The organism is Paenibacillus sp. FSL R10-2736 (assembly GCF_038000245.1).
Lineage (GTDB): Bacteria > Bacillota > Bacilli > Paenibacillales > Paenibacillaceae > Paenibacillus_AQ > Paenibacillus_AQ phytohabitans.
Window position 1 is genome coordinate 2,705,744 of the sequence record NZ_JBBOBN010000001.1, and the last position, 12,333, is coordinate 2,718,076.

At 49.2% G+C, this 12,333-nt stretch carries 13 protein-coding genes; 3 read left to right on the forward strand and 10 right to left on the reverse strand.

The features are described 5' to 3' along the window. The first annotated feature begins 3 nt into the window (after positions 1-3). On the forward strand, positions 4-2,580 hold the full coding sequence (locus NSQ73_RS11555) for a glycosyl hydrolase (protein ID WP_340986531.1): 2,577 nt from the start codon (positions 4-6) through the stop codon (positions 2,578-2,580). Positions 2,581-2,636: 56 nt separating this feature from the next. On the opposite strand, the gene NSQ73_RS11560 is transcribed toward NSQ73_RS11555, so the two are convergent. From NSQ73_RS11560 to NSQ73_RS11600, 9 genes are read right to left on the reverse strand one after another with little or no spacing between them, the layout of a single operon-like run. After that, entirely contained in the window at positions 2,637-4,202 is a 1,566-nt protein-coding gene (locus NSQ73_RS11560) for an AMP-binding protein (RefSeq protein WP_340986532.1), read from the reverse strand. After that, the gene (locus NSQ73_RS11565) at positions 4,202-5,470 is read right to left on the reverse strand and encodes an MFS transporter (protein WP_340986533.1); all 1,269 of its coding nucleotides are present in this window, start codon (positions 5,468-5,470) and stop codon (positions 4,202-4,204) included. The genes NSQ73_RS11560 and NSQ73_RS11565 overlap by 1 nt, the downstream gene beginning before the upstream one ends. A gap of 23 nt (positions 5,471-5,493) precedes the next feature. Next, positions 5,494-6,753 (reverse strand): ATP-grasp domain-containing protein, encoded by a 1,260-nt coding sequence (locus NSQ73_RS11570; RefSeq protein WP_340986534.1) that lies wholly within the window; start codon positions 6,751-6,753, stop codon positions 5,494-5,496. Between the two features lie 54 nt (positions 6,754-6,807). Continuing rightward, complete coding sequence (locus tag NSQ73_RS11575) at positions 6,808-7,062, reverse strand: acyl carrier protein (RefSeq protein ID WP_340986535.1); 255 nt, start codon at positions 7,060-7,062, stop codon at positions 6,808-6,810. Then, a complete protein-coding gene (locus NSQ73_RS11580; RefSeq protein ID WP_340986537.1) occupies positions 7,052-8,101 on the reverse strand; it encodes a hypothetical protein in 1,050 nt (349 codons plus the stop codon). Before NSQ73_RS11580 ends, NSQ73_RS11575 begins: the two co-directional genes overlap by 11 nt. A gap of 33 nt (positions 8,102-8,134) precedes the next feature. Next, positions 8,135-8,920, reverse strand: coding sequence for a HesA/MoeB/ThiF family protein (locus tag NSQ73_RS11585; protein WP_340986538.1), 786 nt, complete (start codon positions 8,918-8,920; stop codon positions 8,135-8,137). Between the two features lie 45 nt (positions 8,921-8,965). Beyond that, entirely contained in the window at positions 8,966-9,241 is a 276-nt protein-coding gene (locus tag NSQ73_RS11590) for a hypothetical protein (protein ID WP_340986539.1), read from the reverse strand. A 14-nt stretch (positions 9,242-9,255) separates the two neighbouring features. Next, positions 9,256-10,128, reverse strand: a complete 873-nt coding sequence (locus tag NSQ73_RS11595) for a formylglycine-generating enzyme family protein (RefSeq protein ID WP_340986540.1) — start codon at positions 10,126-10,128, stop codon at positions 9,256-9,258. Positions 10,129-10,140: 12 nt separating this feature from the next. Continuing rightward, positions 10,141-10,614, reverse strand: a complete 474-nt coding sequence (locus tag NSQ73_RS11600; protein ID WP_340986542.1) for a Mov34/MPN/PAD-1 family protein — start codon at positions 10,612-10,614, stop codon at positions 10,141-10,143. 262 nt (positions 10,615-10,876) lie between these two features. Here NSQ73_RS11600 and NSQ73_RS11605 point away from each other — a divergent pair, with 262 nt between their 5' ends. Together NSQ73_RS11605 and NSQ73_RS11610 are read left to right on the forward strand one after the other, a co-directional pair. Then, the gene (locus NSQ73_RS11605; protein ID WP_340986544.1) at positions 10,877-11,455 is read left to right on the forward strand and encodes a hypothetical protein; all 579 of its coding nucleotides are present in this window, start codon (positions 10,877-10,879) and stop codon (positions 11,453-11,455) included. 41 nt (positions 11,456-11,496) lie between these two features. Continuing rightward, positions 11,497-11,835, forward strand: coding sequence for a hypothetical protein (locus NSQ73_RS11610; protein WP_340986546.1), 339 nt, complete (start codon positions 11,497-11,499; stop codon positions 11,833-11,835). Between the two features lie 187 nt (positions 11,836-12,022). Here the strand turns inward: NSQ73_RS11610 and NSQ73_RS11615 are convergent, their stop codons facing one another. Beyond that, positions 12,023-12,241 carry a helix-turn-helix domain-containing protein gene (locus NSQ73_RS11615; RefSeq protein WP_042138254.1) on the reverse strand — a complete coding sequence of 73 codons (219 nt, stop codon included), beginning with the start codon at positions 12,239-12,241 and terminating at the stop codon, positions 12,023-12,025. Between the last annotated feature and the right edge of the window lie 92 nt (positions 12,242-12,333).

Consider the following 12,333-nt stretch of genomic DNA (forward strand, 5'->3'; position numbering starts at 1 on the left):
GAAATGAAAAATTTGCTCAAGAAGGCAAGCACAATGATCCTGGCATTTACTCTGCTGCTTGGAGTGATGACAGCGCCGCCCGTTCATGCAGACAACGCACTTTTCACAATTGAAAGCGAAAATGCTCAGCTCACCTCCGATCTTCAAGTGACGACCCAAATTTACGGACAACCTAAGCCCGGCTACACCGGGAGCGGTTTTGTCTGGATGCAGAATTCAGGCACCATTACCTTCAATGTGACGGTCCCGGAAACAGGCATGTACACGATCTCTACCCGTTATATGCAGGAGCTTAGCGCAGACGGCCGGCTTCAATCGTTGAACGTTAACGGTGTTACGAAGGGTTCGTATATGCTGCCTTACACGACCACTTGGTCGGATTTCGATTTTGGCTATCACAAGCTGAATCAGGGCAGTAACACCATCCAGCTGAAGGCGGGCTGGGGCTTCGCTTACTTTGACAGCTTCACTGTGGATGTTGCCGATCTGGACCCCCTGAATGTGCAGCCTGTTCTCAGTGATGCTCAAGCTACACCGGAAACTCAGCTGCTGATGAATTATCTGACAGAGGTCTACGGCAACCATATGATCTCCGGCCAGCAGGAGATTTACGGGGGAGGCAATGACGGGAATTCCGAGCTGGAGTTCGACTGGATTCACAATTTAACCGGCAAGTATCCGGCCATCCGCGGGTTCGATCTGATGAACTATAATCCGCTATACGGCTGGGAGGACGGTACAACCGCGCGGATGATCGACTGGGTGAACAACCGGGGCGGGATTGCGACTAACAGCTGGCATCTCACTGTTCCCCGGGATTTCACCGCCTATCAGCTGGGGGAATTTGTGGATTGGAAGGAAGCCACCTATAAGCCGACGGAAACTAATTTTAATACAGCCAATGCAGTCATTCCCGGGACGAAAGAGTACCAATACGTACAGCTGGCCATAGCCGATTTGGCGGAGCAGCTGCAGATTCTGCAGGATAACAACGTGCCGGTTATTTTCAGACCCTATCACGAGGCCGAAGGTAACGGCGGGTTGAACGGGCAAGGCGCGTGGTTCTGGTGGGCATCGGCAGGCGCAGAGGTATATAAACAGCTGTGGGATCAGCTCTATACCGAGCTTACAGAAACCTATGACCTGCACAACCTGATCTGGACGTATAACAGCTATGTGTACAGCACTTCTCCCGCCTGGTATCCCGGTGACGATCAGGTGGATATTGTCGGGTACGATAAATACAATACCGTCTACAACCGCTATGACGGTTTGTCGGGTGTGCCCAATGAGGATGCCATTACCTCGATATTCTATCAGCTGGTGGATCTAACCGGCGGCACCAAAATGGTAGCCATGACCGAGAACGATACTGTCCCAAGCGTACAGAATCTGACCGAGGAGAAGTCGGGCTGGCTCTATTTCCTGCCGTGGTATGGCGAGCATCTCATGAGTTCTGCCTTTAATTATCCGGCTACACTGACCACGCTATATCAGAGCAATTATGTCATTACGCTGGATGAGCTGCCCGATTTGAGTGTCAATAATCCAAACCCAAGTGCATCCATTACACCTGCAAGTATCGAATTTAACAAGTATGCAGCGGCTCAGAGCGACAAAGCCATAACCGTGAATGCTAACGGCAATACGTTAACTGCCCTCCGGGCAGGGGGCAATGCCTTGACCGCGACGCAGGATTATACTGTAAGCGGAAATACGCTGCTGCTGAAAAAGTCATTCCTGGCAACGCTCTCCGTTGGCGAGCATTCGATTGTCTTTGATTTCAATCAGGGACAAGATCCCGTATTGAAAGTTACAATTGTCGATACAACGCCAAGTGCATCTATTGCACCTGTGAGCGCGGCCTTTGATAAAGCAACGGCCCAAGCGCAGGATATTTCCGTAGCCCTTACCTTAAACGGACATCAGCTTGCAAACCTGACGAATGGAAGCAACACGCTTGTATCGGGCCAGGATTATACGGCATCAGGCGCAACGATTGTCTTGAAGAAATCCTATCTCTCTACGCTGCCGCTCGGCCAGAATGTAATCACCTTCCATTTTAACGGAGGAAATAACGCTGTGCTTACGGTAAATGTAGCAGATAGCAGTGTTCCGCTACCAACGGGCGGCTTGGCAATTCAGGCTTTTAACGGCAACACGAGTGCCTCCACCAACGGGATTTCTGCCAAGTTCAAAGTCGTCAATACCGGCAATTCGGCGGTTCAGCTCAGTAATGTGAAGCTCCGGTATTACTATACAATTGACGGCGAGAAAGACCAGAGCTTCTGGATCGACTGGTCCAGTGCCGGAAGCGCGAATGTCACCAGCAAATTCATCAAGCTGGCAACCCCGGTTACCGGTGCCGATTATGCGCTGGAAATTGGCTTCACAAGTTCGGCTGGAACACTGAATCCCGGCCAGAGCGCAGAAATCCAGACCCGCTTCTCCAAAACCGACTGGTCCAATTACAACCAGGCTAACGATTACTCGTTCAAAGCCTCCGCCAGTCAATTTGTTAACAATGAGCAGGTCACCGGATATATGAATGGCCAGCTGGTGTGGGGGATTGAGCCTTAACACAGGTTAGGCAAAAGGGCTGGATTGGGGGATACCCTGGTCCAGCCCTTTATGTTCTAGTTAATAATCATCTGGCCGCATTTATCTGCAAGACCTCTCCGGTTAATCTTGCCGGTTAAGGTATGAGGGAATTGTTCTTTCATTATAACTTCGGAGAGCAGCATATAATCAGGCAGCTGTTGGGACAACCAAAGATTAACCGCGGCAAGTGACAGGGCGCGGTCGGCCTGAATGAATCCTGTCAATGTGGTCTGCCCGTCCCGCACTATGGGGAGCACCGCGCATTCCTTCACTCCTGCCATGGTTAAAATATGCGACTCGATCTCTCCCGGCTCAATGCGGTATCCCCGGATTTTGATCTGCGCGTCTCTTCTTCCTCTGAACATGATCCTGCCGGTATCGTCCATCTCGGCCATATCACCGGTCCGATAGATGGTACCGAATGTAGGGGAGGTAATAAATGCTTCCTCCGATGAATCTGCGGCATTAAAGTATCCTTCAGCTACAAAGGCAGACGCGATAAGCAGTTCACCCGCCGCAATCTCATAAGTCCGCAGGAGGTCGCAGCTTTCTTGCGCTAAGCTCCCCCGTGGAGAGATAACGGTAAATCTCCCTTCTCCGTGAGCAATAAGCAGCTTCGTTCCGGCGGGCGGCAACCCAACAGCTGAAGCATCCCCGGTGCTGGATATGAATTGCCCGGCTGAATAAGAGGATTCGGTCTGTCCGTAGAGACTGTACAACTTCGTGCCGGGAAGCTTCCCTGAACATAGGCTGTAATCGCCAGCGCGGAGCGCTTCTCCCCCCAGGACGGCAAGACGCAGAGAAGGGAGCTGAGGCAGCCGGCGGACAGAGGTGAAGAACGTGCGGAACAGGCTCGGCACGCTGTGCCACACGGTGATGCCGTAGCCCTCAAGCCAGCCGGGTAATCTTAACAGATTCTCTGGAATGCGCAAATCCAGGGGATACAGACAAGCACCTGACAACAGTCCGGCAAAAATGTCTACCACAGCGGCATCGTGACCAAAGGTAGAGAATAAAGTTAGCCGGTCATCTGCGGTAATACCCACCTCGCGGATATAGGACTCTGCAAAATGGACGATAGACGCGCCTTGCTGGACCACACCTTTGGGTACGCCTGTAGAGCCGGAGGTATACAGCAGATATAGACGCTTATGTACCTTTTCCGGAATTTCAGGTTTACTGTCTGGCTTGGAGGAGAGAGCATCAACCCTTACAATTTCGGCCGGAAAAGGATGCCCGGAGCCGATGGCTTCTGCAGCTGCCAATCCAAGAAGGTCGGTAACCATAATGCGGACTCCCGAATGCCGGACAATCTGTGATAACCGGCCCGATGGATAAGAGGCATCCAGGGGCACATAGACAAGTCCGGCCAGAACGGAAGCAACGACCCCGATAATTCCCGGAATGCCATGATTGAACAGCAGTCCGCAGACCGGTTCATCTTCCTGCAGCTTCATCCGGTCCGCGAGCCGGCGAAGCTCTGCTGCAACGGCACTGGCTTCGGTAATCAGTTTCTCGTAGGTGAGGGTTTGACCGCCATACCGGACGGCTGCCCTGGCAGAGTTGCGCCGGGCGGAGGCAACGAGAGCCTGCGCAAGCATCAGCTCACCTCCTTTTCACCCGTTATAGAGCCGGAATGGTTTAAGGGACGGCTCAGCAGCGGCGATAAATAGAGTAGAACCACGGAAGCAACGCCGAGGCATATTACGCCGGCGAGCAAGGAGGACAATGACACGCCTCCGTTCATGGCGAAGGACAGCAGCGGAATTACAAGCATTGTGGCCGCGGAAATAAAAAACTGCCGGATGCCGGATATTCTTCCATGGAACTCCGCCGGCGCTGTAAGCTGGAGCGAATAAGTGAAGCTCGATACCGAGAAAGCATTGGAGACTCCTAGAAACAGCATCAATGGCGAGAGCCAGACCGGGTGGTTCATGAGTCCGATTGCGGCAATATTCAGTCCCTGCACAACCAGAGCCAGCGCGGTGCGGTTCATACGGATTTGGGAATGATCCATCCTTCCGAATAGATAGGCCCCGGCAATGGCGCCAATCGAGAAGGCGGAATCCCATACGGATAGCCACCAGGAGGGTGCATCCATAGTCTCCAGAATTGGCGCATAGGAAATGTTGATGAAGGAAACAACGATGAAATCGGCAGTGCAAAGCACGGCCAATCCCAGTACTTTTGCATTTTTTCTGAGCACCAGCGCAAGCAGATCGGTCCATTCCCGCCAAAAGCGCTTGGGACTGATGGAGGCCAGAGCGGAGCCGAACCCGCTGCCTTGACGGGCTCTGAGCTTTTGTCCCGGAATGGCTGCTAAACCTATACAGAGTGCTGACAGAAGATAGGAGATACCATTAAGGGCGATGGCCACTTCGGGTGACAGGAATGAAATAACCACACCGGCGATACCGGCTCCCAAGAACTGTCCAATCTGAAAAAAGGTGCTGGTCCGGGCGTTATAAACGGCCAGCTGCTTGCCGTCGGCAATCATGGGGCCGATGGCGAAGCTGGCCGTTCTGTAGAACGGGCGCAGCAGGTTGATAATGACCGCAGCGAGCAAGATACTTGCCGGATGACCGGCGAATACGAACGCGGCTGCTGTCAAAACCGCTAAGCCGCGTATCGATTCGGCGATAAATGCGCATTGCTTGGCACGTCCTCTGTCAACGGCGGAGCTGGCAATTGCCTGAGTGGAGAAGGTCAATACCGCTTCCATCATCAGCAGCAGCGCAAAGGGAGTGGAGGAGCCGGTCTGATCGTACAGCAGTTTGCCGACAGCCAAAGTATACATACCGTTCCCTATGTTGGTAATCAGAACTCCAAGTGGCAATAACATTCTGGGATTTGTAAACCGAAAGTTCATGATTCTCCCTCCGTAATATCCGGTCAGCTTGTTTTGTAACCAATTTCAATTGAGGTCTCCAGCCGGCTAAGCCATTCATGGTAATCCAGAGCCGGATCCGGCTCGGGCAATTGTCCCGTAATCCAGCCGAAATAAGCAAAGGAGTCGCTTTCCGGGCTAAGGTAATCGCCGGTATTCTTGCGGATCGCCAGCTTGCTCACATAAGGATTGGACAACACCTTCTCGATTCCGTGAATGCTGTTAATGATGCCGTAGCCCTTATAGCCCATGTTGTACCAGTACATCCGTGTCTTATGCTTGGCCGACCTTGAAGACAGTTCTTTCAGATAGCGGATATCATCCGGTGAATGTGCTCCAAGAGAAGCCAGAATAAAGGCTTCGGAGAATGGAAGGCCAGTGGCCCGCTCGAATAATTCGTAGAAGCATCCGCCCGCGCCCGGGCGAAGAGCCGCCTCCAGCACATAACCCTCCTGCTTGCGCATACGGATTTCCGTATGACTCGCTCCGCTATACACACCGGCCGCACTTACGGCGGCATGGGACAGGGCCAGCAATTGCTGTTCAATCTCTTCGTCAAGGGATGGGTCGGTGAAATATAAGCGGTCCGGAAAGGTGGGACCCTGCGGATTTCCTTTGCTCATAATTCCGTCCATTAGAGGCTGGCCCTTGTACCAGATCGTGTCCACGGAGTACTCCTCACCGTCGATATATTCTTCAATCAGCGCTCCGGGCTGTTCCACCGCTTCGTTGCCCAGGGTCGTCGCATTGAAACGGAAAATTTGCCTGATTTGTTTCACAAGCTCCTGCTCATTGCCGACAATTCGTACCCCGGCGCTTGCTGCGCCATGCGTGGGCTTGACGATAACGGGATAATCCAAGCGAGCGGATTGAAGCTCTGAAGTACGCTGGATCAGGGCGGAAGATGGAGTGCGCACACCTGCCGTTTCCCAAACGGATTTCATCCGCGATTTGCTGCGCAAAATTTCACATGCGGTAACCGGACCGGGGGAAATCTCGAGCCATTCGGCCGTTCGGGCTAAGTTCACTGACAATTGTTCGATGCACGACACGATGCCGAGCGGAGTTCCCATTGCTTCCTGTATCACTTTCCCAAGCTGCTCTGGAGGAAGATAAGGATCTGCCTGATGCCAAGGATGCCTTAACGGTTTGGAAGGCGGTTTGACAAAAAACAAATGCGGCTCTACGCCGACTCTTTGCGCGGCATCGGCCAGCAGAGGACCGGTTTCGTCGTCCGAAAAAATAGAAACTGTTCGATGGGCCATAATTATACCTCGCATTCAAATGGTAGTGGGGCGTACGAATATGTACGGTAGCTGTCAGCTGACTTGTCCGGATGCCAGCATATTCATAATAAGGCGCGGTGTTGCCACTTGTTCCACCGAGAATGTCTCGTAATCAATGATAATATCCAGTGATTCTTCAATCCGTAGCACAAGCTCCATAATCGCGAGAGAATCCACGCCCAGTTCTTTGATATTTGTATCGGCGATATCATCATATTGGCAGGCGATTTGCTGCAGAGTCTCCGGAGAAACGAGTCCGCTGAAGATCCCTGCAAGTTTATTGTTCATGACTTTCCTCTCCTATCATCATTTCCTGGTCTCCGCCAGCCGCTGAGCTTAAAAGTATCTTGTCTGCTTCGGCAGCAAGGTTCTGCAATACCCTGAATTCCTGGATCAATTCCGAGAACTCCTGCACATAGGAATCCAGAAAGCCGGGCCTCGGACGGGAGCAAATAAGACTGGTCCATTTCAAAACGGCCTTTAACCGGATGGAGATGCTGTTTATGGCTGCAATCAAGGCATGCGAGCGGTGATCCCCGAGCAGCGCCGCACATTCCGGATCGGTCGCAATGGAGGACCAGGCCCACAATAAAGGCTCTATTTTATTCGCCACATGCTTATGCATTCTCAGTTGATCTCTCTTGCTTAAAGGCGGGGTGAGCAATTCCTGCCTGCGCTTGTCAATGTCGGCTAACAGCTCATCCAGACCGTCTGTGGTTAAGGTTAGTGGTCCGTCGTGGTTGTAGAGCAGCTGATGAATCCGCTGATAAAGGGCAACACCTTCCCCCTGCAGACTGTTCAGCAGAGCCGGGGAAGCCTGCAAGAACTGCAGGCTGACGGTAGTATCCTCATTTCTCGCCAATCGTTCCGCGAATTCTTCAAGCGGCAGCGGCAGGCATGCCCGGGAAGAAGTTTCGTTGGTTTTGGTGTAGAAGACAATGTCGTTATCCATTCCTTCAATTAAAGTGCTGGTGTAATGAGAGCTTCCGTCGGGACGTTCGAAGCGGACCATCGCACTGGCTTTCCAGCCATCCGCAAGTCTTGGACGTATCGCTTCCCCAAGTTTAGAGGGGGATACCGAGATATGCTCTCCAAGCGCTTCAACGATAGAAGCAAGACCACTGTGGACCGGCTGGATCGGTTCGTTGGCTTCGGAATAATGGAAACCCCAGTAGCGGTCCGAGAACAGCCAGGAAAAGTTGCGGATGCCCAGATTTCTTTTGAAAAAATGATAGATCACCCGGTCATAACAAACATAGATCAAGCTTTCTTCCATCTCTTCCGCGCTAAGCTCTACAGGTTCGAAACGGCGCAGCATGGATTTCATAATTTGTTCTCCTTTGCAGCTGGCGAATGTGTTCTATAGAAGAACCGACTGCTGTTTTAATTTCGAACATACCGGACAATCCGGGTCAGGCTTCAGTTCAATCTCGCGGAAGCTGGCAGATAATAAATCAAAATAAATCATTCGGTTTTTGAGCGATCGACCCGTTCCGGCCACATATTTAAGCACTTCCGCCGCTTGAAGCGTGCCCACAATACCCGGGGTTACGCCAATTACACCAAATTCCTGTTTCTTGGGCGGCTCCTGAGGCTCCGGATATACGCATCGATAGCACGCACTATCCTCGTCCGGAGAGATGAGCATCACCTGACCTTCAAAGTGAAAGATACTTCCTTCCACCAGAGGTTTGCGAAGCTCTACACAGACATCGTTCAGCATATATCTGGTATCCAGATTATCGACGGCGTTCACGACAATATCATATTCCGGCACGATGGACAGCGCGGTTTCACGGGTTAATCTTTCCGCATGAAGCTCGTAATGTAACCCGGGGTTCAGACGCTTCAAGGTTTGCTCCGCCGATTGTACCTTGGGGACGCCGACATTGCCGGAATCATGAATGATTTGCCGGTTCATATTAGTCAGGTCCAGAACATCATGATCATAAATGCTTATATGTCCGATGCCTGCGGCGGCGAGATACAGCAGCAGCGGAGAGCCGATGCCGCCCGCGCCGATGACCAGAACTTTGGCCTTTTTGATACGTTGTTGTCCTTCGGGGCCAATTTCCGGTAAGATCAGCTGTCTTCTATACCGTGCGAGCTCGTCTTGCGTTAATTCCGTTTCGGAATGAGTGGTCATGCGGTACACATCCTTTTCTAATTAGTGTTTGTTAGCAGAGGGGCTTCAGCCGCCGGCAAATTGCAGGATGATGCCAAGCTCATCGCCGGAAACAAATTCGGTATTCTCGTTGTTAGCCTTGATCAGTTCATCATTAAGCACGAACAGTACATTCCGTTTGGCCGTTCCTTCTTCGGTCCAGATTCTTTCGCCGAATTCGGAGTAGCTTTGTTGGAAGAAGGTCTTCAACTCTTCCATGCTGCCAGCCTCAATCTCCAGTTCTTGCTTTTGTTCAATCAGGTGGCTCAAAAATTGCGGGATCAATACTTTAACTGTGGACATAGGTCAACCTCCATTTATCTTTTGGATACTCTGAAACCCAAGTCATATGCGTAAAAAGAAGCGGGCTCATGATGTCTGAACGCAGGACGGCACATATCTGTAAAAGAGTGAAAGCTTCCGCCCCGGCAGCTTTTGTTGCCGGGAACCATCAAGTTGACGGGATTCAGTACATCACCCTTGTGATAGAATTCACTATCATACGTATCCAAACACCATTCCCATACATTTCCGAGCATATCGTACAGCCCGTATGGGTTAGCGGAATGTTGGGCGATTTCATGCAGAGAACCTTTTGAATTCTCGCTGAACCAGGCATGAGCGGCTAAATGCTCCTCGGCGCAGAAGAAAGGGCCGTTGATGCCGCCGCGGCAGGCATATTCCCATTCAGCTTCAGTGGGCAGCTCTGCATCACACCAGACCGCGAACATGAAGGCGTCATACCAAGTCACGTTTACCACAGGGAACCGGCTGCCTGATACCTCATAGCTTCTGTTATATTCATGATATATTTCCTCTGTTACAGGAATTTTGGAGATTTTGTAGGGTGACAGCCTGACGGAATGCGAAGGCTCCTCTCCACAATACAAGTACTTAGAATCAGGTCCCGAGCCCATGTTGAAAGGCTGCGGCTTCAGATCCACCATATGTGGTGCGATGAGCGCTTCGTAGCGCTGCTCCCGGTCTTTATAGAACCGGTAATATAGAATTTCTTCCTCCAGCGCGTGGGGCATTTGCTTCAGCAGCTGATAACCATTGTACAAAATTTCTCCATCGGTAACGACGGGGCGGCCGAAGCGGTCCGTCTTGAATATTTCCCTTATCAGCAGGATCAAATCATCCGGTACAGTTTCCTGCTCCAGCAGCTCAATGGATGTTTCCTTGCTCACCTTACCATCCCCTTATAAAGTATATTGGATATCTACTTCGCCCACTCGCTTGGCGGAATCCACCGAAAAGATACGAATTTGCGGATATTCAACGGTCCGAAGCGAAATAAGCAAATGCCACACTTCCGGGGAAGGATGCAAATCAACATCCACCTTGGCCAGAATGGCAGGGTGGCGCTGGTGGCTGTGAAAGACGCCGACTTTGTGCAGGTGGCTGTTTCTTATATACTTCTCAACCCGCACCGTCTCTTCCGGAGAGGTTAAGAATCCGGCGTCTTTATGATCCAGATAATAATTTCCGTAATCATAGAACTTGTCCATCATGTTGTCCTTCTGGTCCTCTTTCATAATGATGTACTCCGTGGGGGCCCCGGACCTCTCGTTAGACAGAAAAAAACCAAACGCCTTCTTCGGGTACTGGGCTTTCACTTCATTAACAAATTGCTGTGCTAAAGCGTGATTCAATACTACGGACTTAACTGCCATCCAATCACTCCTTTATTATGAGAATTATTAAAAATAAAAGAAAAAATTCCCATCTATTTTTGGATTATAAACCAGTTCCCACAGCTCGTATGTAGCGAAAGTGTGAAAACTATGTTAATTAACCCAATTTATGTTTTCGGGGTGTAAACTCACAAGAGATGTTGTCTTTTCAAAGAAGACAAGTAATAGATATGTTTTCATTAGGTGGACATTGTTAAGTTCGTGTAAAATTAAGAGGTGATATGGAAGGGAGGCACGGGTAATGGATCAAATCCATGCAAAACGATACTTTTACAACTTCATTAAGAATAAGCAGGATGCGTTGTCCATTATTAATTTTGAACAGTGGGTGTATGAGCATGATGAACTGGAAGACATCTTCGGTGAAAAAGAATATCTTGAACTCATCTCTAGAGACTATAAGGACAAATTTGCCTATCATGAAACAGAGAAGCAAATTAGAAGATTAGTCAATTTCGGGCTTTTTGAGCAAGAGAGAATAACAAACATGTTAAATGATCTTTTAATCAATGAGGCAAAATCCGACAAATTAGAGATATTAGGTATACTTTATGAGGAGTATTGTAGCGGTTACAATTTTCTGAGATACATTGCTCTATCTTATATTCTAACTTCCGATGAATACAAAGGGACTATTAAAGTAAATCAATCAAAATTTGAAATTTATATTGATGGGATAAAGAAGGAGGCGGTCAGGTTGCTTGGCTTCCTAAGAAGTAATGAGATTCTAATAGACGATGAATATGAATATTCAGATTACCGGACTGAGAAAGACCAGATTGAACTTCATAGTATTAATGAGATGTTAGGCGCGAATTAAAATAAATAAGAGTTAACGGATAATAAAAAAGGAGAATGTAAATGAAGCTAAAATTAGTGCCCTTGCGAATCCCTACTGGATGGATAGTCACTCTTAATGATTTTACGGAATCCTTTCCCGAAAAGTTTGTAACTGATGAATATGAACATCGTTGGGAATTTAAAGAGGATATATTACAATTGAGATGCAAATATAAAGACCAGATAGTAGATTTGGGTTGGTATCCAGAATTCAATGTAAATGGTCAATATAAGGTTGTGTTAGTCGATACCAGCGAGAAAAATGAAGAAGTTTCGTTTTATTGGAATGTAATAGAGGAATTTTGTTCGCGAAGCATTGAAGAAATAAGAATGAAGATTGAAGAGTTTTTGCAGGGATAGCGCTGACCCTATTCATATGATTACTGGGCTGAAATCATGAATGGAACTTGATTAGCCTTGATCTAAAAAAACGGTGCTTGAGTGATGGTGCATGGTTAAAATGGAATTCAAATGTCGACTTTATAGGGCTAGAAATGAAAGAAGCTCTTCTGATGATCACAAGAGCTTCTTTTTGTTGAATACTATTTTATTTTTGCGGATAGCGCTTGGGATTATTGGTCTGCCCTAAAATGTAGTCGATGCTTACTTTATGGAAATTCGCCAGCGTAATTAAAACGGCACTCGGAACATCCAAATTCCCATTCTCGTAGCGGGAGTAGGTGGCTTGTGTGATATGTAAAAGCTCAGCCATTTGTTGCTGCGTCAGATCTTTGTCTTCGCGTAAATCGCGGATTCTTGTGTACAATGCTCATCACCCAAGCCAAGTTTACTTTATGCGAAAAATGCATATTGTTATTTATGCAGTTTTCGCATAAAATTTATACATGATTGAAGTAT